Here is a 23,719-nt window from a genome sequence, read left to right as displayed (position 1 = left end):
CCGAGGGGCGTCCATGAGTGCCGACAGTGCCGCCGCCCGTCCTGGGCGGACCCTTTGGGGCAGCCTGTTCCAGGGGCTGCAGAAGATGGGCCGCAGTCTCCAACTCCCCATCGCCGTACTGCCGGCGGCCGGCATCCTCAACCGGCTCGGGCAGCCGGACGTGTTCGGGGACGACGGCCTGGGGTGGACCAATGTCTCGAAGGTGATGGCGGGTGCGGGCGGGGCGCTGCTCGACGGGCAGCTGGGGCTGCCGCTGCTGTTCTGTGTGGGTGTCTCGATCGGGATGGCGAAGAAGTCGGACGGGTCGACGGCGCTGGCCGGGCTCGTCGGGTTCCTCGTCTACTACAACGTGCTGCGCCAGTTCCCGAAGGACTGCACGGGCGCCACGACGGTGGTGCCCGGCATCGGCTGCCAGGCCCTCGATCACTCGGTCTCGGCGTTCACCTACCAGAATCCCGGGGTGTTCGGCGGGATCGTGCTGGGGCTGCTGACCGCGTTCTTCTGGGTGCGCTTCCACCGTACGAAGCTGGTGGACTGGCTCGGCTTCTTCAACGGCCGCCGTCTCGTCCCGATCATCATGTCGTTCGTGGCGATCGCGGTCGCGGCGGTGGCGCTGTGGATCTGGCCGCCGATCGGCACCGGCCTGGAGCACTTCAGCGACTGGCTGAGCGCGCGGGGTGCGCTGGGTGCCGGGGTGTTCGGTCTGGCCAACCGGGCGTTGCTGGTCGTGGGGCTGCATCAGTTCCTGAACGTGCCCATCTGGTTCCAGTTCGGCAGTTATACGAAGCCGGACGGGACGGTGGTGCACGGTGACATCAACATGTTCCTGGCGGGCGACCCGCACGCGGGGCAGTTCACCTCGGGGTTCTTCCCGATCATGATGTTCGCGCTGCCCGCGGCGGCGCTCGCGATCGCACACTGCGCGAAGCCGAGCCGCCGCAAGGAGGTCAGCGGCCTGATGCTCTCGGTCGCGCTGACCTCGTTCGTGACCGGCATCACCGAGCCCATCGAGTACTCGTTCCTGTTCATCGCGCCGGTCCTCTACGCGGTCCACGCGGTGCTGACCGGGGTGTCGATGGCGGTGACCTGGGGGCTCGGGGTGCACGACGGTTTCAGCTTCTCGGCGGGGCTGATCGACTACGCGATCAACTGGAACCTGGCGACGAAACCGTGGGCGATCATTCCGATCGGGCTGTGCTTCGCGGCGGTGTACTACGTCGTCTTCCGCTTCGCGATCACGAAGTTCGACCTGAAGACTCCGGGGCGCGAGCCGGAGGACGAGCGCGAGGACGTCACGAAAGCCTGACGGAACAGGCAGGCCGAGTACGCGAGTTGGCCCCCGGACCATCGGTCCGGGGGCCCTTTGGCGTGCCCCTCGGGGATTGCCTCGTCGTGTACGTCGCGTAGCGATTCGGTCGCAGGATTCGCGGGTTCCTTTATGCGGACTTCATCTGCTACAACAGGTCTACACCACTGAGTGGTGTAGACCACCACCCGATGGAGGAAGTCCATGAGCACTGCCACCGCGCCAACGGCGGCACCCACGAAGAAGTGGGGATCCGGCCTGTTCCAGGGCCTGCAGAAGATCGGTCGCAGCCTACAGCTGCCGATCGCTGTGCTTCCGGCGGCGGGCATCCTGCTCCGGTTCGGTCAGGCCGACATCCACGACAAGCTGCACCTGCCGGACAAGGTGACGGCTGTCTTCGCCACCGCCGGTGGCGCGATATTCGACAACCTGCCGCTCCTGTTCTGTATAGGTGTCGCGATCGGCTTCGCCAAGAAGTCCGACGGCTCCACCGCCCTCGCGGCGCTTGTCGGCTTCCTCGTCTACAGCAATGTGCTCAAGGCCTTCCCCGTCACCGACGCGAAGATCATGAAGGGCGCGGACATCGCCGCGACCTACAACAACCCCGGTGTCCTCGGCGGCATCATCATGGGTCTGCTCTCCGCGGTGCTGTGGCAGAAGTTCCACCGGACCAAGCTGGTCGACTGGCTCGGCTTCTTCAACGGCCGCCGTCTCGTCCCGATCATCATGGCGTTCGTCGGCACGATCATGGGTGTCTTCTTCGGCCTCATCTGGAAGCCGATCGGCGAGGGCATCTCGAACTTCGGTGAGTGGATCACCGGTCTCGGCGCCTTCGGTGCCGGTCTGTTCGGTCTGATCAACCGCGGTCTGATCCCGGTCGGCATGCACCAGTTCGTCAACTCGGTGGCCTGGTTCCAGATCGGTGACTACAAGGACTCCACCGGTGCCGTCGTCCACGGTGACCTGACCCGCTTCTTCGCCGGTGACCCGACCGCCGGACAGTTCATGTCGGGCTTCTTCCCCATCATGATGTTCGGCCTCCCGGCCGCCGCGCTCGCCATCGCGCACACCGCCCGCCCCGAGCGCCGCAAGGCCGTGACCGGCATGATGATCTCGCTCGCGCTGACGTCCTTCGTGACCGGTGTGACCGAGCCGATCGAGTTCTCGTTCATGTTCATCGCCCCGGTCCTCTACGCGATCCACGCGGTGCTGACCGCCCTCTCCATGGCGATCACCTGGGCCCTCGGCGTCCACGCGGGCTTCACCTTCTCCGCGGGCTTCATCGACTACGCCCTCAACTGGAACCTCGCCACCAAGCCCTGGCTGATCATCCCGATCGGTCTGGTCTTCGGCGCCCTCTACTACTTCATCTTCCGCTTCGCGATCACCAAGTGGAACCTCCCCACCCCGGGCCGCGAGCCCGAGGAGGAGGTCGAGGACCTCACCAAGGCGTGATCCTCGCGGCAGCGTGAAACCAGCGTGACGAAGGCCCCCGGCACCTTTCGGTACCGGGGGCCTTCACATGCGTAGAACTAGATCTCGTACGACGCTCTCGGCGCCGCCAGTTCCACCGGGCCGGCATAGACCTCGCGCGCGTCGGCCAGGTTGGCCTGGGGGTCGGTCCACGGGGGGATGTGGGTGAGGACCAGGCGGCGGACGCCGGCGCGGGTGGCCGTCTCGCCGGCCTCGCGGCCGTTGAGGTGGAGGTCCGGGATGTTCTCCTTGCCGTGCGTGAACGCGGCCTCGCACAGGAACAGGTCGGTGTCCCGGGCGAGTTCGTCCAGGGACTCGCTGACTCCCGTGTCGCCGGAGTAGGTGAGGGACCGGCCGCCGTGTTCGACGCGGATGCCGTACGCCTCGACGGGGTGGCGGACCCGCTCGGTGTGCACGGTGAAGGGGCCGACGTCGAACGTGGACGGCTTCACCGTGTGGAAGTCGAAGACCTCGCTCATCGAGGAGGCGGTGGGGGTGTCGGCGTAGGCCGTGGTCAGACGGTGTTCGGTGCCTTCGGGGCCGTAGACCGGGATGGGGTCGCAGCGGCCGCCGTCGTGGCGGTAGTAGCGCGCGACGAAGTACGCGCACATGTCGATGCAGTGGTCGGCGTGCAGATGGCTGAGGAAGATCGCGTCGAGGTCGTAGAGACCGCAGTGGCGCTGCAGCTCGCCTAGGGCGCCGTTGCCCATGTCGAGGAGCAGCCGGAAGCCGTCGGCCTCTACGAGGTAGCTCGAACAGGCCGATTCCGCGGACGGGAACGACCCCGAGCAGCCGACGACGGTGAGCTTCATAAAGCAGAAACCTCCGCTGGCGGGAACTTCTGGAGTTGGGTGACGGGGGTCGTGCGGTCCGTCGAGCGTAAGGCGCAAAAGGGCCGGTCGCTCCTCCGCCAAGGGCTGTTGTGGGGGAACTCACCTGTGGTGTCACCGGTTCGGCTGGAACCGGGGCGCGTGGGGTCTGTAAGAGGGCGCGCGGCTTGGATTGCGCGCCGGTACGGTCGTCCGTATGAACACGTACTGGTGGCTCGGGCTCGCGGCTGTGGTGTTGCTGGCGTTGGTCGCCACGCTCGTCGACGGGTGGGGGCGGGGGTCGTCCCGACGGGTTCGGGGGAATCGGCCTCGGCCCGCGGAGATCTGGTGGGCGAACGTGCCCTATGAGGATCAACCCGGGGCTGCGAAGGATCGGCCTTGTCTGGTGCTGGCGGTGCGGGGACGGAAGGTCACCGTCGCGAAGATCACCAGTAAGTATCACGATGGGCGGGGTGGGGTGATTCCCTTGCCGCCGGGGGCCGTTGGGGATGCGCGGGGGCGGGCCAGCTATCTGGAGACCGACGAGGTGCGGAGGGTGCCGGTGTCTGGGTTTCGGCGGCGGGTTGGGGTGGTGGACCCGGTCCTATGGGATCAGGTCCGTCACCTCAGCGGATGAAGGTTGTTCTTTGACTGCGGGCTCGTGGGGGCTGGGCGCGCAGTTCCCCGCGCCCCCAAGGTGTCGGCCCCTAGGGCGCTTTCGTCATGCCCAGAGTTGGCCCTGGAGCGTTGCGATCGCTTCCTCTGTTGTTGCTGCTGTGTAGACGCCCGTCGACAGGTACTTCCAGCCGCCGTCCGCCACCACGAAGGCGATGTCCGCGGTCTCCCCCGCTGCTACGGCCTTCTTGCCGACGCCGATTGCCGCGTGGAGGGCCGCGCCTGTGGAGATGCCGGCGAAGATGCCCTCCTGTTGGAGGAGTTCGCGGGTTCGGGTGACCGCGTCGGCCGAGCCGACCGAGAAGCGGGTGGTCAGGACCGAGGCGTCGTAGAGCTCCGGGACGAAGCCCTCGTCGAGGTTGCGGAGGCCGTAGACCAGGTCGTCGTAGCGGGGTTCCGCGGCGACGATCTTCACGTCCGGCTTGTGTTCGCGGAGGTAGCGGCCTACGCCCATCAACGTGCCTGTCGTGCCGAGGCCCGCTACGAAGTGGGTGATCGACGGGAGGTCGGTGAGGATCTCCGGGCCGGTCGTGGCGTAGTGGGCGCCCGCGTTGTCCGGGTTGCCGTACTGGTAGAGCATCACCCAGTCCGGGTGTTCGGCGGAGAGTTCCTTGGCCACGCGGACCGCCGTGTTGGAGCCGCCCGCCGCGGGGCTGGGGATGATTTCCGCGCCCCACATGTTGAGCAGGTCGCGGCGTTCCTGGGAGGTGTTCTCGGGCATCACGCAGACCATGCGGTAGCCCTTGAGCTTGGCGGCCATGGCGAGGGAGATGCCGGTGTTGCCGGAGGTCGGTTCCAGGATCGTGCAGCCGGGCGTGAGGCGGCCGTCCTTCTCCGCCTGTTCGATCATGTGCAGGGCCGGGCGGTCCTTGACCGAACCGGTCGGATTGCGGTCCTCCAGCTTGGCCCAGATGCGGACGTCGGTGGACGGCGAGAGCCGCGGCAGGCGCACCAGAGGGGTGTTGCCCACCGCGGCCAGCGGGGAGTCGTAACGCATCAGCGGTCAGCGGGCCTTAGCGCATGCCGCCGGCGACGGCCGGCAGGATCGTGACGTTGTCGCCGTCCGACAGCTTCGTGTTGATGCCGTCGAGGAAGCGGACGTCCTCGTCGTTCAGGTACACGTTGACGAAGCGGCGCAGTTCGCCGCCGTCCACGATGCGGGCCTGGATGCCCGCGTGCCGGGTCTCGAGGTCGGCGAAGAGCGCGGCGAGGTTCTCACCGGCACCCTCGACGGCCTTCTCGCCGCCGGTGTAGGTGCGGAGGATGGTGGGGATGCGGACCTCGATGGCCATGGCAAGGGGCTCCTGTCGGAAGCGGAAGGGGTCTGGTCTCGGTGGGCGCGCGGCACGATCATGGGCGCGCCTCGGCGCACGGCCGTACGACGACTGCGCGCGGGTCAACAGATGGCGCTGCTGAGCCTGCACAGGTCGACGTGCAGCCGCGCCACGAGCAGTGTGCCCGGCGCCTTGTCGCTCACGTCGAGAAGAACCATGGGCTCATCGTATCGATTCCCTGTCCGGTCCTCGGTAGGGGATCTCACACTTCGGACGGATTTCATCCGGAGTACGAGATCAGGCCCGGATCAGTACGACTCCACCACCTTGACGTCCTCCTCCGTGACCTCGCCTTCCAGGATCTGGTACGAGCGGAACTGGAAGGGTCCCGCCTCGTCGGAGTCGGCGGTGGAGACGAGGACGTAGTGGGCGCCGGGTTCGTTGGCGTAGGCGATGTCGGTGCGGGAGGGGTAGGCCTCGGTCGCGGTGTGGGAGTGGTAGATGATCACCGGCTCCTCGTCGCGGTCGTCCATGTCGCGGTAGAGCTTCAGCAGGTCCTGCGAGTCGAACTCGTAGAACGTGGGCGACCGGGCCGCGTTCAGCATCGGGACGAAGCGCTCGGGGCGCCCCTCGCCCACCGGGCCCGCGACGACTCCGCACGCCTCGTCGGGGTGGTCCGCGCGCGCGTGGGCGACGATCTGGTCGAAGAGGGCCTGGGTGATGGTCAGGGTCGGCATGGTCGTCAGGATAAGCAGAAGGGCCCCGTCGTACCGAGTGGTGGTACGACGGGGCCCATATGCCGGGATCGGATGGGTCAGCCGACCTTTTCGAACTCGGGGTCGCGGCGCTCGGTGACCTGCGGGTTGCGGGACTTGAGGGCGAACCAACCTGCGGCCAGGGCGATGGTCCAGCCGGCCATGACGTAGAGACAGACGCGGGAGTCCGGGTCGTAGGCGATGAGGCCCGTGACGAAGAGGAGGAAGGCGATGGCGATCCAGCTGCACTTCGCGCCGCCGGGGGCCGGGAAGGACGAGGCCGGGAGGCGGCCCGCGTCGACCGCGCGGCGGTAGAGGACGTGGCTGATCAGGATCATCAGCCAGGTCCAGATGCCGGCGGCGGTGGCGACCGAGGTGACGTAGCCGAACGCCTTCTCCGGGACGACGTAGTTGAGGACCACGCCGATGCCCATGAAGGCGACGGAGATCGTGATGCCGGTCGCCGGGGTCTTCGAGGCGGAGAGCTTGCTGAAGACCTTCGGGGCCTCGCCGTTGTCCGCGAGGGTGCGGAGCATGCGGCCCGTGGAGTACATGCCCGAGTTGCAGGAGGAGAGGGCTGCCGTGAGGACCACGAAGTTGACGATTCCGGCGCCTGCCGGGATGCCGATCTTCGCGAACGCCTCGACGAACGGGCTGACGCCGGGCGCGAATTCGGTCCACTTCACGACGCAGAGGATGACCGTGAGGGCGCCGACGTAGAAGAGGGCGATGCGCCACGGGAGGGTGTTGATCGCCTTGGGGAGGGTCTTCTCCGGGTTCTCGGACTCGCCCGCGGTGACGCCGACCAACTCGACCGCCAGGTAGGCGAACATGACGCCCTGGAGGGTCATCAGGGAGGAGCCGATGCCCTTGGGGAAGAAGCCGTCGAACTGCCAGAGGTTGGCGACCGACGCGGTGTCACCGGCGCTGCTGAAGCCGAAGGTGAGGACGCCCAGGCCGATCACGATCATGCCGATGAGCGCGGTGACCTTGACCATCGAGAACCAGAACTCGATCTCGCCGAACAGCTTCACCGAGATCAGGTTGGCCACGAAGAGGATGACCAGGAAGGCGAGCGCGGTCACCCACTGGGAGACGGCGGGGAACCAGTAGTTGACGTAGATGGCGGCGGCCGTGAGTTCGGCCATGCCGGTCACCACCCACATCAGCCAGTACGTCCAGGCGGTGAAGTAGCCGAAGAACGGGCCGAGGAACTCGCGCGAGTACTCCGCGAAGGAGCCCGACACCGGGCGGTACAGGAGCAGTTCGCCGAGCGCCCGCATGATGAAGAAGATGATCACGCCCGCGAGGGCGTACATGAAGATGAGGCTGGGTCCTGCCTTGGCGATGTTCGCCCCGGCTCCCAGGAACAGTCCGACGCCGACGGCGCCGCCGATCGCGATCATCTGGACCTGACGGCTGCCGAGCCCGCGCTCGTACCCCTCCTCGGGGGTCTTGTCCGTCTCGTCGACCTGAGCGGAGGTCATGTGTGTGGTGCGCCTTTCTCCGAATCCCCCCATGGACTGGAGCTGCCCGGCCGAGGTCCGTCGGCCGTACGGCGAACCCGGCGGGACATGGGTGGCGTCCGCCGGGCGGTCGTGAAGATTTATCACGGTCGCAATCTTGATCGAGGGGGGCGTCTGTGGCGCACACCACAGGAAGAAGCGGACAAAAAGGAGCGACGGCCAGCATTCCTGGCCGTCGCGGTGACGTGATCGTTATTCGGATTTGAGCGTCCTCTGAGCGAACTACCGCCGAACTCAGAGGGACCGGACGACGGCTGCTCCGGTCAGCGCAGCAAGGTGTTGACCAGGGTCTCCTGGAGGCCGCCCAGCCAGAGGTACGCCATCACCATCGGCTTGCGCGGGTCCTCGTCCGGGAGCCGGTAGAGGTCGTCGGTGTCGTCCTCGTCGGTGATGTCGAGGCGTGAACCGATCGCCAGGCGCAGGTCGTTGAGCGAGCCGAGCCACTGCCGGGACTCCTCGGCGGTGAGCTTGAGGATCGCGCCGCCGTCGCCGCCGGGGGTGAGCGAGTCGAGGGTGCGGACCACCGCGAGCGCGTTCTCGCGCTTGCCGGCACGGAGGTCGTTCTCGGTGAAGCGGCGGAACTCGGCGGAGTGCGCCATCCGTTCCTCCGCGTCCTGCGGGGAGTCGGGGGCCTGCTCCGGGTCGGTGTACGCGTCCGGGAACAGGCGCCGGAGCACCGGGTCGGCGGGCGGCTCGCTCGGGCCCTCGGCGAAGAGCTCGGCGAGCGGGTCGTCGGAGGCGTCCTCGCCCGGCCCTGGGCCGATCAGCTCCAGGAGCTGGACGGCCAGCGACCGGATGATGGAGATCTCGACGTCGTCGAGCGCGACGGCCGCGCCGCCGCCGCGAATTGGTTCGAAGTGTCCTGGCATCGGGATGGGTCGCTACTTCCGGTCCTGCTGGAGGGTGGCCCACAGACCGTAGCCGTGCATCGCCTGCACGTCGCGTTCCATCTCCTCGCGGCTTCCGCTGGAGACGACCGCGCGGCCCTTGTGGTGGACGTCGAGCATGAGCTTGTGGGCCTTGTCCTTGGAGTAGCCGAAGTACGTCTGGAAGACGTACGCGACGTAGCTCATGAGGTTGACCGGGTCGTTGTGCACGATCGTGACCCAGGGGACGTCCGGCTCGGGTACGGCGAAGACCTCCTCCGCCGACTCGGTGCGTTCGATCTCCAGGGGTGCGGGTGACGTCACACGGCCCATGCTGCCACCACAAGGGGGCCCCCGCACAAATGGACCCCACAAATCGTCAGAGTGACGAGATGGGAGTACGATCCCTTGCCATGCGGCACACACCGGGGGACAACCCCCGGACCCCCGGCGGACCTGGGGGCACCTTGAAATTCACGACCAGGAGAGTTCAGTGGACGTAGCGGACCTTGGGCTGCCGGTGGACGTTCCCTCGACGGCGCTCTTCACCGACCACTACGAGCTGACGATGCTGCAGGCCGCCCTCAAAGCGGGGACGGCCGACCGGCGTTCGGTCTTCGAGGTCTTCACCCGCCGGCTGCCCGAAGGCCGGCGCTACGGCGTCGTCGCGGGCACCGGACGCGTCCTGGACGCGGTGGAGAACTTCCGGTTCGACGCGGACGTCCTCGGCTTCCTGCGCGAGCGGAACGTCGTCAACGAGGAGACCCTGGAGTGGCTCGCCGCGTACCGCTTCAGCGGTGACGTCTGGGGCTACCCGGAGGGCGAGGTGTACTTCCCGGGCTCGCCGATCATGCGGGTCGAGGGCTCGTTCGCCGAGTGCGTGCTCCTGGAGACGGTGATCCTCTCCATCCTCAACCACGACTCCGCGATCGCGGCCGCCGCCTCCCGCATGGCCTCCGCCGCCGGGGAGCGCCCGCTGATCGAGATGGGCGCCCGCCGCACCCACGAACTCGCCGCTGTCGCCGCCTCCCGCGCGGCCTACGTCGGCGGTTTCGCCACCACCTCCGACCTCGCGGCCGGTTTCCGCTACGGCATCCCGACCGTCGGCACCTCCGCGCACGCCTTCACCCTGCTGCACGACAACGAACGCGACGCGTTCCAGGCCCAGGTGGACTCGCTCGGCCGCAACACGACGCTGCTCGTCGACACGTACGACGTGACCGAGGCCGTCCGTACGGCAGTCGAGGTCGCCGGGCCCGAACTCGGCGCCGTCCGCATCGACTCGGGCGACCTGCTGCTCGTCGCGCACCGGGTGCGGCAGCAGCTGGACGAGCTGGGCGCCGTCGACACGAAGATCGTGGTGACCTCCGACCTGGACGAGTACGCCATCGCCTCGCTGGCGGCGGCGCCCGTGGACGCGTACGGCGTCGGCACCCAGCTGGTGACCGGGTCCGGGCACCCGACCTGCTCGATGGTCTACAAGCTGGTCGCCCGTGCCGAGTCCGCCGACCCGAAGGCGCCGCTGGTGCCGGTCGCGAAGAAGTCCAGCGGGGGCAAGACGTCGATCGGCGGGCGCAAGTGGGCGGCGCGGCGGCTCGACGGCGACGGGGTCGCGGAGGCCGAGGTCATCGGCACCGGGGCGGTCCCGGCCGAACTGGCCGACCGGCAGCTGCTCGTCGAGCTGGTCAAGGGCGGCGAGGTCGTCGCGCGCGAACCGCTGGACGTCGTACGGGACCGGCATGCGGTCGCTCGGGCCAACCTGCCTTTGTCGGCGGCCCAGTTGTCGCGCGGTGAGGCCGTGCTTCCCACGGAGTACGTGCATCTGCGGTCGGGTAGCTAAGACAGGTCCGCCGACCGCGACAGGACCGACAGGTAAGACAGGCCCGAAAATCCCGGGTGCGCCCTCCCGTAGTACCGCCGGAGTCTCTAGGCTCGAATCTCACTCTTCGTCGAAGGACACCACCATGCGCCGCGCCTTGATCGTCGTTGACGTGCAGAACGACTTCTGCGAGGGAGGCAGTCTCGCGGTGGCCGGGGGTGCGGATGTGGCCGCCGCCGTCACCGAGCTGATCGGGCAGGCGCCCGCCGGCTACCGGCATGTCGTGGCCACCCGCGACCACCACATCGCGCCCGGCGGCCACTTCGCCGACAACCCCGATTACGCGCACTCCTGGCCCGCGCACTGTGTCGCGGGCACGGAGGGGGTTGGCTTCCATCCGAACTTCGCGCCTGCGGTTGCCTCCGGGGCGATCGACGCGGTGTTCGACAAGGGGGCGTATGCGGCGGCGTACAGCGGGTTCGAGGGACAGGACGAGAACGGGGTTCCGCTCGGGGAGTGGTTGCGGGCGCGCGAGATCGACGAGGTGGATGTGGTCGGGATCGCTACCGATCACTGTGTGAAGGCGACCGCGTTGGATGCCGTGCGGGAAGGGTTTCGTACGCAGGTGTTGCTGGATCTCACGGCTGGGGTGGCGAAGGAGACGACCGACCGGGCGCTGGAGGAACTGCGTTCGGCCGGGGTGGAGTTGACGGGGAAGCCGGTCGTCTAGTGGCTCTTTGTCCGCGGGCCGGTGGGGGCTGGTCGCGCAGTTCCCCGCGCCCCTTCAGGGGCGCTCTCGCTCACCGGGTGCTGGCTGCTCAGGCTCTCACCCTCGATGTCCACGTTCGGCAGGAGCCGGTCCAGCCAGCCCGGTAGCCAGGAGATGCGGTCGCCCAGGATCGCGAGGACGGCCGGGACGAAGGCCATGCGGACGATGAAGGCGTCGAAGAGGACGGCTATCGCGAGGCCGAAGCCGATCATCTTGATCATGGAGTCGCCGGCCGTGATGAAGCCCGCGAAGACCGAGATCATGATGAGGGCCGCGGCCGTGACGACGCGGGCGCTGTAGCGGAACCCGGTCGCGATCGAGGCGTGGGCCGCGCTGCCGTGGACGTAGGCCTCGCGGATGCGGGAGACGAGGAAGACCTCGTAGTCCATGGCGAGGCCGAAGACGATGCCCACCAGGAAGATCGGCATCAGGCTCATGATCGGGCCGGTGGTCTCCACGCCCAACAGGCTTGCGCCCCAGCCCCATTGGAAGACCGCGACGACGCAGCCGAGCGCGGCCAGCACCGAGAGCAGGAAGCCCACGGCCGCCTTGATCGGGATGACGATCGAGCGGAACACCAGGAGCAGGAGCAGTACCGCCAGGCCCACGACCACGATCAGGTACGGGACCAGGGCGCCGCTGACCTTCTGGGCCACGTCGATGTTGAGGGCGGTGGTGCCGGTGACCTCGAAGGTCGTGCCGGGGGCCGCCGCCACGATCGCGGGGCGGTCGTCGCGGATGGTGTGGACGAGGTCGACGGTCTTCTCGCTGGTCGGTGCCTCGGCGGGTACGGCGGTGAACAGGGCTGTGTTTCCAGTGGAGTTGAAGCGGACGGGGGTTACTGACACCACGCCCGGTACCGCCGCGATCCGTCGCTCCACCGTGGCTGCGGCCGCCTTCGGGTGGGCGGAGTCGGTTACGTCCACCACGACCGTCAGCGGGCCGTTGAAGCCGGGGCCGAACGCCTTGGCGAGGTCGTCGTAGGCCCGGCGTTCGGTGGTCGCGGTGGACTTGGCCTCGTCGCCGGACTGGCCGAGTTGCAGGCCCAGCACGGGGAGCGCGAGGACCACCAGGCCGGCGACCGTGCCGAACAGCACCGGCCAGGGGTGGCGCAGGACGAACCCGGCCCAGCGGCTGCCCATGTTGCCGGCCACGCCCTGGATGCGGCGGCCGGTGGTCTTGTAGCGGCGGGAGAGGACGGCGCGCGGCCAGAAGCCGAGGAGGGCGGGGACGAGGGTCAGCGCGATGAGCACGGCGAGGGCGACCGCGGCGGCCGCGCAGAGGCCCATCTTGGTGAGGAGCGGGATGCCCACGACCGAGAGGCCGGCGAGGGCGATGACGACCGTGAGGCCGGCGAACACCACCGCCGAGCCCGCCGTGCCGACGGCGAGGCCCGCCGCTTCCTCGGTGGTGTGGCCGTTGGCGCGTTCCTCGCGGTAGCGGAAGACGACGAACACCGCGTAGTCGATACCGCAGGCCAGGCCGAGCATCGTGGCGAGGGTGCCGGTCGTGTCGGAGAGGCCGAGGGTGGCGGCCAGCGTGGTGATCGCGGTCATGGAGATGGCGACGCCGAGGAGCGCGGTCAGCAGCGGGAGTCCGGCGGCGGCGAGCGATCCGAAGGTGATCAGCAGCACTACGGCGGCGATGCCGACGCCGATGACCTCGCCGACGCCGCCGGCCGCGGGCTGTGCGGCCAGTGCGGTGCCGCCGATCTCGACGGTGAGGCCGGAGGTGCGGGCCTGCTGGGCGGCGTTCCTGAGGTTGTTCTTGGCGGCGTCGGTGAGGTCGTTGGCCTGCACCGTGTACGTGATCGTCGAGTACGCCGTCGTCGCGTCCTTGCTGACCGCGCCCGCCTGGAAGGGGTTCACGGCGCTGGCGACCTGCGGTCCGCCGGAGACCTCGTCGACGAGCCGGACGACGGCCGCGCGATCCTTGCCGGTGGTGATCTTCTGGCCGTCCGGGGCGACGAACACGACACGGGCCACGGCGCCGTCCGCCTGCACTCCGGGGAAGCGCTGCTGGATCAGGTCGAAGGCCCGCTGGGACTCGACACCCGGGGTGGAGAAGGTCGTGGCGGGGGCCTCGGCCGCCTTGCTGGAGGCGAAGCCGAGGGCCGCGAGGATCACGACCCAGATAACGGTCACGTACCAGCGCCGGCGAAAGGCCAGACGCCCCAGGCGGTAGAGGACGGTAGCCACGGACGGGCCTCCGCTGCGGTCTAGGGTGCCCCGAGCCATCCCAGGATGGGGGCGATCGGCCTGGTCCGCCTGTCGGGGGTCGTCTGCGGGCCCGGTGGGGGCTCGTCGCGCAGTTCCCCGCGCCCCTTGAGGGGCCGTGTCTTGTCTGCGGCTCGGTGGGGGCTGGTCGCGCAGTTCCTAGCGCCCCCAAAGGGGCGCGTGCCGCGAGGGGCGCTACGCCGGGGCCGCATCACGCTGTCGCGGCGCCAGCCGCGCCCTGAAGCGGCGCGGGGAACTGCGCGACCAGCCCCCACCGGGCGGCAGAAAAAACACCGCTCCTCCCGCGGAGCGCTACGCCGAGGCCGCCGGCCTCCGTAGCAGCGCCCGGATCGGATGCCACAGCTCCTGCGGCAGTTCCGGGCCCGGGATCACGACAGCGTTGTCAGGGGCCGGCGCCGTGCGCCATATCAGGCCGTCGGGGTGGTGCAGGACGGCCGTGATCTCGTCCGGGGTCGGCGGCTCCGCGTTGCCGCGCAGGTAGACGGCCCGCATTCCGAGGTTGCGGAGCCGGGTCAGGGCCCGGGCGCGGTTGCGTGCGTGGACGAGAACGCGGACGCAGCCGTCACCCTGGGCGCTGGGTCTGGGCAGGTTCAACGCCACCACCACGCTGCCGGTCGGCAGCCTGCAGAAACCTCCTGCGGACAATGCGGTCACACCCCCTGGCGGGTCGTAGTCGAGGTCGGTGTCAATAAGCCGAGCACAGGACGCACCTAAACACGGATCGGCGGCGACCCGCCAGGGGGTCACCGCCGATACGTTTCTGACCTGCGCTTTTACCGACTACTTCGCCGAGGGGCCGACCTGGAGGCTCACCGTCGAGCCGTCGTGCGACTCCTTGACGATCTTGATCCGGGTGTTGGTGTCAGTGATCTTGACACCGGCCGTCGGGTTCGACGTGTCGTAGTAGGTCGACCTGCCGTCGTCGAAGACGGGGACGCCGGGCTGCGACTTGATCCTGGTGGCGACGTCCGCGTTGTGCAGCGTCATCGAGTCCGTCCGGTCCAGGCCGAACGGCGAGTCGTAGGCCTGCACGCGGTTGCGCATCAGCGTGCCGTCGGACCACTTCAGCTGCGTCGGGTGGGAGTCGATCGGCAGGATCAGACCCTCACCGGCGTGCTCGCTGGTGTTGTCGTCCGCCTGCGAGGTGTCCCACTTCCAGATCAACAGGCCGTTCTGGTAGGCGTAGTGCTCCACCCAGTCCGGACGGGTCGTCGAGAAGCCGAAGTTGTACGGGCCGACCTTCAACACCTTGTCGTAGGACACGTATTGACGGTTCTCGGCGATGTAGTACTGCGCGTAGTCGTCCGTGAAGGACGAGCCGATGCGGGTGAAGCCCTTGGCCGTCCACGCGGGGTCGGCGCTCTCGGCGTTGTCGGAGAAGAGGGCGGTGCCGTCGGCGGTCACGGTGATCTCGTCGGCCGTGAAGCCCTTCTGCGCCACCCCGCTGTCCGTCTGGTAGCGGAAGCGGACGTCGATCTTCTTGCCCGCGTAGGCGTCCAGCGGGTACGTCAGCTTCTGGTACGCGGCCGCCGTGCCGGTGAGGGCCGGGTTGCCGCTGCCGTCACGCGGGATTGCGGAGCCGTCGGCCAGGGTGCCGTCGATCGGGGTCCAGGACGTGCCGCCGTCGGTGGACACCTCGGTGTAGAGGTAGTCGTAGTCGGCCTCGGCGTCGTACCAGCCGTCCAGGGTGAGCGCGGCGGACGACTTGCCCGTCAAGTCCACTGTGCGGGAAAGGGTGTTGCTCAGGCTGTTGCCGCTGCCGCTCCACCACTGCGTGGCGCCCTGTGCCGGGGCGATGACGTCGGTGGTGACCGCCTTCTCGGGCAACTGCACCACGAGGGCCTGCGGGTTCTTGGTGTTGTACTCCGCGACGCCCAGCGTGTGCTTCGACTTGGTGCCGGCCTTGGCGATGTCGTAGTCCAGCCAGCCCAGTTGGAGCTTGTCCCAGGCGTTCATGTCGCCGGGCAGGTCGCCGATCGCCTCCTTGCCGGTGCCGAGCCAGGAGCCGGACGACATCAGCGTCCAGAAGCCGGTGGAGTTCTCGCCGCCCGCGGTGTCGTACTCGTCGGGCAGGCCGAGGTCGTGGCCGTACTCGTGGGCGTAGACGCCGAGTCCGCCGTTCTCCGGCTGGATGGTGTAGTCGCCGACCCAGACGCCGGTGTCGCCGACCTGGGTGCCGCCGAGCTTGTTGGTGTCCGGCCCTGTGGAGCCGGCGTCGGTGCCGAACGCGTACCAGCGGTGGGCCCAGATCGCGTCCTCGCCCTGCGCGCCGCCGCCGGCGGACTCGTCCTCACCGGCGTGCACGATCTGGAAGTGGTCGATGTAGCCGTCGGGCTCGTTGAAGTTGCCGTCGCCGTCGTAGTCGTAGCGGTCCCACTGGTCGAACTGGGCCAGCTCCGTCTTGATCTCGGCGGCCGTGTCACCCGCGGCCTCGCGCTGTGCGACCCAGGCGTTGACGCCGTCCTGCACCGCGTACCAGGCGCCGGTGGAGGCCTTGTTGGAGCCGTAACGGGCCTCGTTGTAGGGGACCTTGACCCAGTCGGTGACCTCGCCGTCGACCGAGTAGCGGCCCGAGGACTGCTTCTCGTAGTACTTCTTGAGCGACTCGGTGTTCTTGCCGGTGCCGAAGTACAGGTCCTGGAAGTGCGCCTGGTTGTAATCCGCCTGCCAGGCCGTCGAGTTGTCCTTCGCCCGGTCGGGCGCGGCTATCTGGTTGTGCAGCGGGCCGACGGTGCCGCCGTAGCGGGTGTCGACCTGGTCGCCGAACTCGACCAGGATCGTGAAGATCTTGTCGGTCTTCTCCCGGCTCAGCTCGACGTACTTGCTCTTGCCGCCCTTGCTCTTGAGCTGGACGACCTTCGAGCCGTTGCGGTCCTTGACCGAGGCCTTGCCGGCTATGACCTCGTTCAGGGCCTCCTGGCGCTGCGCGTCCTGCGTCTTGCTCAGCGGGCCGTCGAGGTCGTGCTCCTTCTGTGCGACCGGTGCCGGGTCGTGCCGGTCGACAGTGGTGGCCTTGGCCGAGGTGTTGGCCTCCGCCACGGCGAACGTCGAGAACGTGGCGGTGGCCGCCGCGAGGGCCACGCCCACCGCGGCCGCTCTGAACGTCCAGGGTCTGCTGGTCACTTGAGGTCCTCCCCTGCGCACACTCGACCGCGCGGAAGGGGGGGTCCTGGAGTCATGGAAGGTCCGCGCGCGGTGAACGCGTGATAGTCAAGTGACGTTATTTGACTAGAGGTTTACGGGAAAAGACAGACCTTGACTTGAGCAGGACAAGTGCACTATGCGAAGCCGGGGTCCGCTTTACGGACACGCACGGCCGACTTGTCCATCGCTCAACGGGCGCGTGCATCCGTCCACTTGGTGGACGGTATGACTCCGTGCGCCCCCCATGCTCCGGAGCTGTGTGTTAGGTCATGCTTACTGCACGTTCCACTCGGGCATGCAGGCGAATAGAGTCGCTTGGCGGAACGCCAGGAACCGGCGGAAAACCAGGCCGACATCCTTGTCGCACCCCCCTTTCACAGCTCCCCTCCATCGCCTAACGAGGACTCGATTGCCATGCCTCGTCCGACCGCCGCACAGCTCGCCTACGGTTCGTTCACCGTGATCTTCTCGACGCTCGCCATGCTGCTGCTGTCACAGACGAACTCGGGTCTGGGCATCGCGGTCATCGCGTGCGCGGCACTCGCCCTCGGGCTGCTCGTCTCCCTGACGGTGCCGCAGCCGAAGACCCGCGCCGCCGCAGCCGCCCAGGCCGCCCCCCAGACCACGGCTCCGGCCGCTCCTCCGCAGCGGGTGCCGGTACGGCGGGAGACCGTGTCCGCCGCCGCGTCGTCCGCGTCCGCGGAGCCGGTACGGGAGCGGAGCACTCCCTAGACCAAGCACAAGCCCCGGCTCAAGCACGCGAATCGGCGGGTCCGTTGACCACGGACCCGCCGATCGCTGTGTGCACCCCGGGTGTTGCCCCCCGGTCACGTCAACGCGTGCTGACCACCACGGTCTTGGCGGCCTTGTCGTGCAGCCCCTGCTTGTACGGCTTGTCGAAGAAGCTCCAACCACCGCAGATCGCCGTCCAGATGCAGGCGCAGCAGAACGCGAACGGGATCCACAGCACCGCCGCGCGGATCAGGTTGGTCTGCACGGACGGCGTCGACCCGTTGTCGAGGTTGGCCACGCGCAGGCCCAGCCACTTCTTGCCCAGCGTCTGGCCCGACTTGGCCATCATCACGGTGTCGTAGCCGATGTAGAGCACGGCCGCGATGAGCGACTGGCCGAGCGACTTGGCGTACGACGCGCCGTTGGAGCCGACGTCGTACTCGTGGACGCCGAAGGCCCAGGTGACCAGCCAGACGATGATGCCGACGAGGATCAGGTCGATGATCCGGGCGAGCGTGCGGCGGCCGCTGTCGGCGAGCGGGGGCATGCCGGCGAGCGGGTCGGTGGGGTAGGAGCCGCCGCCGTAGGGGTCACCGCCACCGCCGCCGTACGGAGGGGGCTGCGGAGGCTGGTTCCCGTAGGACTGGTCGTACGGTGAGCCCGATCCCTGGCCAGGAGGGGGCTGCTTCCTGAACGGGTCGTCTTCCGGCGGCTGCTGGCCGGAGCCCGGAGGCGGTTCGGTACTCATGGGCCGAGTCGACCGCGAACCGCCCGCCCCCGCATCCGGCGAGCGGCCGTCCGGGGTACGGAATCGGGTACCCCGGATGCCGTATGCGCCTATGCCGCTACGAACGTATGGGCTGCCTTGTCGTGCCAGCACTGGTGCCAGGGCCGGTCGAACAGACACCACGCGACACCGACGATCCCGATGCCGAGCAGCCCCGGGACGCTGTAGACGAGCCAGCGGCGCAACGCCCCGCCGAAGCCGGGCGGCTCGTGGCTCTCGATGCCGCGGACCTCGATCCCGCAGAGCTTCTTGCCGAGGGTGCGGCCCCACTTGGCGGTGGGCAACGCCTCGTAGAGGACACCGAAGAGGAGGAGGACGGCGAGGACGATGCCCAGGTAGGCGGACGTGGTGCCGTCCAGCAGCCAGACGGTCTCGGTCCGGCCGGAGAGCTTGGCAGCGTCGATCTTCTCGTTGAGATGGTCGACGGCCTTGGTCCCGAGCGGTACGGCGGCTACGGCGGTGACCGCGCCGAGCACGACGGTGTCGATCAGCCGCGCGACCAGCCGCCTGCCGAGCCCCGCGGGCCGCGCCGCCGACTGCCGCCGGGCCGCCGCCTGGAACACGTCCTCGACGGGCGGCTTCCAGGGCGCCACGGGCCCGTCCTCGTCCCCCGCCAGCCGATGCACCTGCTGCGCCCAGGAGGGCTGCCCGCCCCCGGGCCCGGCGGCCATGGGCGTCCCTACGCCGGCACCCTGCGGCTGCGCCGGACCGGACTGTTGGGGGACGCCGGGGGCGCCCTGCTGGGGCCCGGAAAGGGCCGTAGAAGCGGCGGAGGAGGGAGCAGGAGCGGCGGAGGCGGGCACCCCGGTGCCGGTGCCCCCCTGAGCCTGCGCGGCCCGGGCGGCGGCCGCCTTTCCGGCACCGAAACCGAGGCCGGAGGGGTCGGTGGAGGGGGTGGTGCCGGCGGGGTTGTTGGCCCCGAAGCCACCGCCGGCGGAGCCGGTCCCCACGGGACCCTGCACACCGGAACCCCCGGAGTTGCCCCCGACGGCGGAGCCGGACCGGGCCGAGCCCTGCGGGCCGAAACCGCCGGCACCCGACCCGGAGCCTGCCGGCCCCTGCGAGTCATACCCGCCGCCCGCACCGGACCCGGCCGAGCCCTGTCCGCCGAAAGCGCCGCCTCCGGAACCGGACCCCGCCGGACCCTGTGAGCCGAAGGCGCCCCCGGCGCCCGCGCCCCCGCCCTGCGCCCCCAGCCCCCCGCCCTGTTGCGCCGTGCGCGGGGTCGGGCGGCGGAAAGTGGTCGTGCCCTCGTCGGGGGCCGGGGCCGACGGGGACGGAATGTCCGTGCCCGGGGTGGGGCGGCGGAAGACGAAGGTGCCGGGGTTGGGCGGTTCCTCCGGGGAGGCCGGGGCCGAGCCGTCCGTAGCGGGGACGTGGGCCGGGGTGTCCGCAGGCACCCTCGGATCCGTGCCGGTTCTCGGGTCGGCGCCGGATCTCGGGTCCGGGGAGCCCCAGGAGACGCGGCGGTCCTGGTCGCCGCCGAAGCCGCTCTGGTGGGCGCGGTCCGCGCCCCACGCGGCGGCCGGTTCGGGGCGGCTGCCGTGCTGGGCGGCTGCCGGGCTCACCGGGTCCTCGTCGAAGAAGTGCGGGCCGGTCTCCTCGACGGACGCGCCCGGCGCGCCGGGCGGCAGGCCGTCCGACGGTGCCGGGCGGCTGGTGCCGGGCACCCAGGCCGCGCCGTTCCAGTACCGGACATAGCCAGGAATGGACGGGTCCGGGTAGTACCCCTCGCGGGGCCTGTCGTCACCGGGTGCCGGGGTTGGGGCGCTCATGTCCGTCGTCCCGTATCTGCTCGGAGGTCAAATGGGGGTGTCCACATTTATCAGACCCGTGCGACCACCACTGCCCGTCCCGCCGGACCCACCCCTTTCCGGGCAACCTCGTGCACGGAGTCCACACGCCCCGAAGCCCCGCGAAGCCTTCGTGACGCCGGGCGGAAAAAAAGTTTCCCGAACTCGCGTAATGCTTCCGCCCGCACGCCCTCTCCACTCGTACGGGCCCACCGCGGGGCCCGGTCAGCGAGAGGAGACACGTCATGCACACAGTCGTAGAGCGGGAGTTGGAGCTCAAACTCGTCCTGTCGCCGGAGCGGAGCATTCCGGTCCCGGCCCGGCTGAGCTACCGCACCGACGACCCGTACGCCGTCCACATCTCCTTCCACATCAACTCCGAGCACCCCGTGCACTGGACGTTCGCCCGCGAACTGCTCGTCGAGGGGGTGTTCCGGCCGTGCGGACACGGGGACGTGCGGGTGTGGCCGACGAAGGTGGAGCGGCGCAGTGTCGTCTTGATGGCGCTGAGTTCACCCGACGGGGACGCCCTGCTGGAGGCCCCGGCGGCGCAGGTGTCGGCGTGGCTGGAGCGCACCCTGCGGGTGGTCCCTCCGGGCTCTGAGGCCGAGCAGCTCGGCATCGACGCCGGCCTGGCCGAGCTGCTCGCACCGACCCCGGCCGACGATCTGTGGCTGCGCGACCCGTGGCCGTCGGACGAGTCGAGGGACGGGGAGTGAGTTCAGAAAGTGTGTCACTTTCGGCGAAAGTGTCACACTTTTTCAGACAAGGTGTCCCGCGCCCGCGTCAGAACAGCTTGCCCGGGTTGAGGATCCCCAGCGGGTCGAAGGTCGCCTTGACCGCCCGCTGCATCTCGACGCCCACCGGGCCGATCTCGCGGGCCAGCCACTCCTTCTTCAGCACACCCACGCCGTGTTCGCCGGTGATGGTGCCGCCGAGTTCCAGGCCGAGGGCCATGATCTCGTCGAAGGACTCGCGGGCGCGCCGGGACTCGTCGGCGTCCTGCGCGTCGAAGCAGACGGTGGGGTGCGTGTTGCCGTCGCCGGCGTGCGCGCAGACGCCGATCGTCAGCCGGTACTTCTCGCCGATCCGTTCCACCCCTTCGAGCATCTCGCCGAGCCGCGACCGGGGCACGCACACGTCGTCGATCATCGTCGTGCCCTTGACCGCCTCCAGCGCCGTGAGCGACAACCGCCGCGCCTGGAGCAGCAGTTCGGACTCGGCCGCGTCCTCGGCGGGCACCACCTGGGTGGCTCCGGCCGCCTCGCACAGGGCTCCCACGGCGGCCAGGTCGGCGGCCGGGTCCAGCGTGTCGAAGGCGGCGAGCAGCAGCGCCTCGGTCGTCTCCGGCAGTCCCATGTGGGCGAGGTCGTTGACGGCCTTGACGGTCGTACGGTCCATCAGTTCGAGGAGGGACGGCACGTGCCCGCCCTCCATGATCCGGCACACGGCGTCGCAGGCCTCCGTCGCGGACCCGAACTCGGCGGCCAGCACGAGCTGTTGGGGCGGCTGCGGCTTCAGCGCCAGAATCGCCTTCACCACGATCCCGAGCGAGCCCTCCGACCCGACGAACAGCCGCGTCAGGTCGTACCCGGCGACACCCTTCGCCGTACGCCGACCGGTGCTCATCAGCCGCCCGTCGGCGAGGACGACGTCCAGGCCGAGGACGTACTCGGCCGTCACCCCGTACTTCACACAGCACAGGCCGCCGGAGGCCGTGCCGATGTTGCCGCCGATCGTGCACATCTCCCAACTGGAGGGATCCGGCGGGTAGTAGAGGCCGTGCTCGTTGACCGCGCGGGAGAGAGTCGCGTTGATGACGCCGGGCTCGACGACCGCGATGCGGTCGACCGGGCTGATCTCCAGGATGCGGTCCATCTTGACGAGGGACAGCACGATGCAGCCCTCGGACGCGTTGGCCGCGCCCGACAGGCCCGTGCGGGCGCCCTGCGGGACGACCGGGAGGCGCAGTTCGGTGGCGACGCGCATGACGTGCTGGACCTGCTCGACCGTGCGGGGCAGCACGACGACGGCGGGGGTGCCGGACGGGCAGAAGCTCGCCATGTCGTTGGCGTACGAGGCCGTGACGTCCGGGTCGGCCAGGACGGCCTCGGCGGGCAGCCCGGCCAGCAGCCGGTCGACGAGGGTCCCGGTGTCCTGGTCGCGAGGCGCTTCGATACGGCTCATGATCACAGCGTCGCACTCGCGGCCATCGGTGTGAACCCCGTCCGCGCGTGGCTTTGGGTGCCGGGATGTGGTCGTCGTACTGACGCACAGTGAGCGCCATGGAGAACGAACAGCGGAGTCCCGGTACGTCCCTGGTGGCGGAACCGCGCAAGCGCCGCTCCCCCGTTCTGCGGCGGGTGCTGATCGCCACGGTCGCCGGGTGCGCCGTGGTCGGCGGGCTGCTGTGGCTACTGCCCGAGGAGCCGCGCCCCGCGCCGCCGCCCGCGCCGGGACCCAAGGCGCAGGCGCTGACCGCGGTCACCGCGGGAGTGCCGGCCGCGCTGCCCGACCTGGCCGCGCTGATCGGCGACCGGGAGACGCGGGTACGGGTCCGTCCGAGGGACGCGCGGTCCTGGGCGGTGCTCGGCTCGGCCTATGTGGAGCAGGGGCGGCGGACCGGGGACACCCTGTACTACCCGAAGGCCGAGGAGGCCCTCCGCACCGCGCTGAAGGTCCGCGCGAGGGGCAACGACGCGAACGCCGTGGCGATGGACGGCCTGGCGGCCCTCGCGAACGAACGCCGGGACTTCCGCGCGGCGCGCACCTGGGGCGAGGCCGCGGTGAAGGCGGCGCCGAGGCGCTGGACGACGTATCCGCTGCTGATCGACGCGTACACCGGCCTCGGCGACTACAAGGCGACCCAGCGGACGCTCGAAAAGCTGCTGGAACTGCACACCGGCCCCGCCGTGATGGCCCGGGCCGCCGCCGTCTACCGCGACCGCGGCTGGCGCGAGGACGCCGCCGCCCAGCTCGCCGACGCGGCGGCGAAGGCCACGGCCCCGGCGGAGCAGGCGGCCTGGCTGCAACGCGCCGGTGAGCTCGCCTGGGAACGCGGGGACCGCGAGGTGGCTCTACGGCACTTCGAGGCGGCCGTACGACTGGACCCCGACCAGCGGGAGGCCCTGGCCGGCGAGGGTCGCGCGCTGGCCGCCCTGGGCCGCACCTCGGAGGCCCTGAACGCCTACCAGGTCGCCCTCGCCAAGCAGCCGACCCCGCAATACGCCCTGGAACTGGGCGAGTTGTACGAGTCCCTGGGCCTCACCCAGGCCGCCCGCGTCCAGTACGACACTCTGCGCGCCCTCGCCGCCAAGGACGCGGCGGCGGGCGTCGACGACGAACTGGTCCTCGGCGTCTTCGAGGCGGACCACGGCGACGCACACGACGCCGTACGCCGACTGCGCGCCGAGTGGACCCGCCAGCCGGGCATCCCGGTGGCCGACGCGCTCGGGTGGGCGCTGCACAAGGCCGGGCAGGACGAGGAGGCGCTGAAGTTCGCGTCGGCGGCGACGGACAAGGTGCACGGGGGCGGGGTGCGGGACGCGCTGTACGCGTTCCACCGGGGCATGATCGAGAAGGAGTTGGAGAAGCACGCGTCCGCGCGCCGGCATCTCCAGGAGGCGTTGCAGATCAACCCGTACTTCTCACCGCTGCGGATGCCGCTGGCCCAGGCGGCGTTGGCGACACTGGGCGAGCCACCGGAGGAGGGTTTGCCTGCGGACAAGGAACCGCAGGACAAGACGAGTTGAGG

22 protein-coding genes are annotated in these 23,719 nt (G+C 69.6%); 8 read left to right on the top strand and 14 right to left on the bottom strand.

What is annotated here, in order from left to right:
- Window positions 1-13 precede the first annotated feature (13 nt).
- Together OG504_RS32670 and OG504_RS32665 are read left to right on the top strand one after the other, a co-directional pair.
- Window positions 14-1,306 (top strand): PTS transporter subunit EIIC, encoded by a 1,293-nt coding sequence (locus tag OG504_RS32670; RefSeq protein ID WP_405992999.1) that lies wholly within the window; start codon window positions 14-16, stop codon window positions 1,304-1,306.
- Between the two features lie 204 nt (window positions 1,307-1,510).
- Window positions 1,511-2,761 carry a PTS transporter subunit EIIC gene (locus tag OG504_RS32665; protein WP_405992998.1) on the top strand — a complete coding sequence of 417 codons (1,251 nt, stop codon included), beginning with the start codon at window positions 1,511-1,513 and terminating at the stop codon, window positions 2,759-2,761.
- Window positions 2,762-2,838: 77 nt separating this feature from the next.
- Here the strand turns inward: OG504_RS32665 and OG504_RS32660 are convergent, their stop codons facing one another.
- Entirely contained in the window at window positions 2,839-3,591 is a 753-nt protein-coding gene (locus OG504_RS32660; RefSeq protein ID WP_033286049.1) for an MBL fold metallo-hydrolase, read from the bottom strand.
- A gap of 214 nt (window positions 3,592-3,805) precedes the next feature.
- Between OG504_RS32660 and OG504_RS32655 the strand changes: the two genes are divergently transcribed.
- The gene (locus OG504_RS32655; protein ID WP_405992997.1) at window positions 3,806-4,225 is read left to right on the top strand and encodes a type II toxin-antitoxin system PemK/MazF family toxin; all 420 of its coding nucleotides are present in this window, start codon (window positions 3,806-3,808) and stop codon (window positions 4,223-4,225) included.
- A gap of 84 nt (window positions 4,226-4,309) precedes the next feature.
- Here OG504_RS32655 and OG504_RS32650 read toward each other — a convergent pair whose 3' ends face one another.
- The 7 genes from OG504_RS32650 to clpS form a co-directional block, all read right to left on the bottom strand.
- A complete protein-coding gene (locus OG504_RS32650; protein WP_405992996.1) occupies window positions 4,310-5,260 on the bottom strand; it encodes a PLP-dependent cysteine synthase family protein in 951 nt (316 codons plus the stop codon).
- Between the two features lie 16 nt (window positions 5,261-5,276).
- The gene (locus OG504_RS32645; RefSeq protein WP_033286046.1) at window positions 5,277-5,555 is read right to left on the bottom strand and encodes a MoaD/ThiS family protein; all 279 of its coding nucleotides are present in this window, start codon (window positions 5,553-5,555) and stop codon (window positions 5,277-5,279) included.
- 104 nt (window positions 5,556-5,659) lie between these two features.
- A complete protein-coding gene (locus tag OG504_RS32640; protein ID WP_019056721.1) occupies window positions 5,660-5,755 on the bottom strand; it encodes a putative leader peptide in 96 nt (31 codons plus the stop codon).
- A 90-nt stretch (window positions 5,756-5,845) separates the two neighbouring features.
- A complete protein-coding gene (locus tag OG504_RS32635) occupies window positions 5,846-6,274 on the bottom strand; it encodes a Mov34/MPN/PAD-1 family protein (RefSeq protein ID WP_393762112.1) in 429 nt (142 codons plus the stop codon).
- Between the two features lie 77 nt (window positions 6,275-6,351).
- Complete coding sequence (locus tag OG504_RS32630; RefSeq protein WP_405992995.1) at window positions 6,352-7,779, bottom strand: amino acid permease; 1,428 nt, start codon at window positions 7,777-7,779, stop codon at window positions 6,352-6,354.
- A 302-nt stretch (window positions 7,780-8,081) separates the two neighbouring features.
- Window positions 8,082-8,687: a DUF2017 domain-containing protein gene (locus OG504_RS32625; protein ID WP_405992994.1), complete on the bottom strand. Its 606-nt coding sequence runs from the start codon at window positions 8,685-8,687 to the stop codon at window positions 8,082-8,084.
- 12 nt (window positions 8,688-8,699) lie between these two features.
- Window positions 8,700-9,017, bottom strand: coding sequence for an ATP-dependent Clp protease adapter ClpS (gene clpS / locus OG504_RS32620; RefSeq protein ID WP_019056726.1), 318 nt, complete (start codon window positions 9,015-9,017; stop codon window positions 8,700-8,702).
- 160 nt (window positions 9,018-9,177) lie between these two features.
- Here clpS and OG504_RS32615 point away from each other — a divergent pair, with 160 nt between their 5' ends.
- Window positions 9,178-10,524 carry a nicotinate phosphoribosyltransferase gene (locus OG504_RS32615; RefSeq protein ID WP_405992993.1) on the top strand — a complete coding sequence of 449 codons (1,347 nt, stop codon included), beginning with the start codon at window positions 9,178-9,180 and terminating at the stop codon, window positions 10,522-10,524.
- 124 nt (window positions 10,525-10,648) lie between these two features.
- Complete coding sequence (locus tag OG504_RS32610; RefSeq protein WP_405992992.1) at window positions 10,649-11,233, top strand: isochorismatase family protein; 585 nt, start codon at window positions 10,649-10,651, stop codon at window positions 11,231-11,233.
- On the opposite strand, the gene OG504_RS32605 is transcribed toward OG504_RS32610, so the two are convergent.
- The 3 genes from OG504_RS32605 to OG504_RS32595 all read right to left on the bottom strand — a co-directional run bounded on the left by OG504_RS32605 (window position 11,230) and on the right by OG504_RS32595 (window position 16,632).
- Complete coding sequence (locus OG504_RS32605; RefSeq protein ID WP_405992991.1) at window positions 11,230-13,470, bottom strand: MMPL family transporter; 2,241 nt, start codon at window positions 13,468-13,470, stop codon at window positions 11,230-11,232. The two genes, OG504_RS32610 and OG504_RS32605, sit on opposite strands and share 4 nt — an antisense overlap.
- Window positions 13,471-13,800: 330 nt before the next feature.
- Window positions 13,801-14,154 (bottom strand): hypothetical protein, encoded by a 354-nt coding sequence (locus OG504_RS32600; RefSeq protein ID WP_033286088.1) that lies wholly within the window; start codon window positions 14,152-14,154, stop codon window positions 13,801-13,803.
- Between the two features lie 135 nt (window positions 14,155-14,289).
- The gene (locus OG504_RS32595; protein WP_405992990.1) at window positions 14,290-16,632 is read right to left on the bottom strand and encodes an immune inhibitor A domain-containing protein; all 2,343 of its coding nucleotides are present in this window, start codon (window positions 16,630-16,632) and stop codon (window positions 14,290-14,292) included.
- A 435-nt stretch (window positions 16,633-17,067) separates the two neighbouring features.
- Between OG504_RS32595 and OG504_RS32590 the strand changes: the two genes are divergently transcribed.
- Window positions 17,068-17,385, top strand: a complete 318-nt coding sequence (locus OG504_RS32590; RefSeq protein WP_405992989.1) for a hypothetical protein — start codon at window positions 17,068-17,070, stop codon at window positions 17,383-17,385.
- A 100-nt stretch (window positions 17,386-17,485) separates the two neighbouring features.
- Here the strand turns inward: OG504_RS32590 and OG504_RS32585 are convergent, their stop codons facing one another.
- Both OG504_RS32585 and OG504_RS32580 read right to left on the bottom strand, forming a co-directional pair.
- Entirely contained in the window at window positions 17,486-18,133 is a 648-nt protein-coding gene (locus OG504_RS32585) for an RDD family protein (RefSeq protein WP_365612889.1), read from the bottom strand.
- Between the two features lie 89 nt (window positions 18,134-18,222).
- Window positions 18,223-19,947 carry an RDD family protein gene (locus OG504_RS32580; RefSeq protein WP_405992988.1) on the bottom strand — a complete coding sequence of 575 codons (1,725 nt, stop codon included), beginning with the start codon at window positions 19,945-19,947 and terminating at the stop codon, window positions 18,223-18,225.
- Between the two features lie 263 nt (window positions 19,948-20,210).
- Between OG504_RS32580 and OG504_RS32575 the strand changes: the two genes are divergently transcribed.
- Complete coding sequence (locus tag OG504_RS32575) at window positions 20,211-20,684, top strand: SsgA family sporulation/cell division regulator (protein ID WP_405992987.1); 474 nt, start codon at window positions 20,211-20,213, stop codon at window positions 20,682-20,684.
- A 67-nt stretch (window positions 20,685-20,751) separates the two neighbouring features.
- On the opposite strand, the gene OG504_RS32570 is transcribed toward OG504_RS32575, so the two are convergent.
- A complete protein-coding gene (locus OG504_RS32570) occupies window positions 20,752-22,158 on the bottom strand; it encodes an FAD-binding oxidoreductase (protein ID WP_405992986.1) in 1,407 nt (468 codons plus the stop codon).
- Between the two features lie 92 nt (window positions 22,159-22,250).
- Between OG504_RS32570 and OG504_RS32565 the strand changes: the two genes are divergently transcribed.
- Window positions 22,251-23,717 carry a tetratricopeptide repeat protein gene (locus tag OG504_RS32565; RefSeq protein ID WP_405992985.1) on the top strand — a complete coding sequence of 489 codons (1,467 nt, stop codon included), beginning with the start codon at window positions 22,251-22,253 and terminating at the stop codon, window positions 23,715-23,717.
- Window positions 23,718-23,719: the final 2 nt, after the last annotated feature.

Origin of the sequence: Streptomyces sp. NBC_00986 (assembly GCF_045162565.1) — a bacterium.
GTDB lineage: Bacteria > Actinomycetota > Actinomycetes > Streptomycetales > Streptomycetaceae > Streptomyces.
The sequence above is the reverse complement of the archived record's forward strand: the minus strand, read 5'-3'. Positions and strand labels throughout refer to the sequence as shown.

Bases quoted from the DNA above. Each gene is read 5' to 3' on its own strand.
- OG504_RS32670 (WP_405992999.1), top strand. From the start codon at position 14: ATGAGTGCCGACAGTGCCGCCGCCCGTCCTGGGCGGACCCTTTGGGGC.
- OG504_RS32665 (WP_405992998.1), top strand. From the start codon at position 1,511: ATGAGCACTGCCACCGCGCCAACGGCGGCACCCACGAAGAAGTGGGGA.
- OG504_RS32660 (WP_033286049.1), bottom strand. From the start codon at position 3,591: ATGAAGCTCACCGTCGTCGGCTGCTCGGGGTCGTTCCCGTCCGCGGAA.
- OG504_RS32655 (WP_405992997.1), top strand. From the start codon at position 3,806: ATGAACACGTACTGGTGGCTCGGGCTCGCGGCTGTGGTGTTGCTGGCG.
- OG504_RS32650 (WP_405992996.1), bottom strand. From the start codon at position 5,260: ATGCGTTACGACTCCCCGCTGGCCGCGGTGGGCAACACCCCTCTGGTG.
- OG504_RS32645 (WP_033286046.1), bottom strand. From the start codon at position 5,555: ATGGCCATCGAGGTCCGCATCCCCACCATCCTCCGCACCTACACCGGC.
- OG504_RS32640 (WP_019056721.1), bottom strand. From the start codon at position 5,755: ATGGTTCTTCTCGACGTGAGCGACAAGGCGCCGGGCACACTGCTCGTG.
- OG504_RS32635 (WP_393762112.1), bottom strand. From the start codon at position 6,274: ATGCCGACCCTGACCATCACCCAGGCCCTCTTCGACCAGATCGTCGCC.
- OG504_RS32630 (WP_405992995.1), bottom strand. From the start codon at position 7,779: ATGACCTCCGCTCAGGTCGACGAGACGGACAAGACCCCCGAGGAGGGG.
- OG504_RS32625 (WP_405992994.1), bottom strand. From the start codon at position 8,687: ATGCCAGGACACTTCGAACCAATTCGCGGCGGCGGCGCGGCCGTCGCG.
- clpS (WP_019056726.1), bottom strand. From the start codon at position 9,017: ATGGGCCGTGTGACGTCACCCGCACCCCTGGAGATCGAACGCACCGAG.
- OG504_RS32610 (WP_405992992.1), top strand. From the start codon at position 10,649: ATGCGCCGCGCCTTGATCGTCGTTGACGTGCAGAACGACTTCTGCGAG.
- OG504_RS32590 (WP_405992989.1), top strand. From the start codon at position 17,068: ATGCCTCGTCCGACCGCCGCACAGCTCGCCTACGGTTCGTTCACCGTG.
- OG504_RS32585 (WP_365612889.1), bottom strand. From the start codon at position 18,133: ATGAGTACCGAACCGCCTCCGGGCTCCGGCCAGCAGCCGCCGGAAGAC.
- OG504_RS32580 (WP_405992988.1), bottom strand. From the start codon at position 19,947: ATGAGCGCCCCAACCCCGGCACCCGGTGACGACAGGCCCCGCGAGGGG.
- OG504_RS32575 (WP_405992987.1), top strand. From the start codon at position 20,211: ATGCACACAGTCGTAGAGCGGGAGTTGGAGCTCAAACTCGTCCTGTCG.
- OG504_RS32565 (WP_405992985.1), top strand. From the start codon at position 22,251: ATGGAGAACGAACAGCGGAGTCCCGGTACGTCCCTGGTGGCGGAACCG.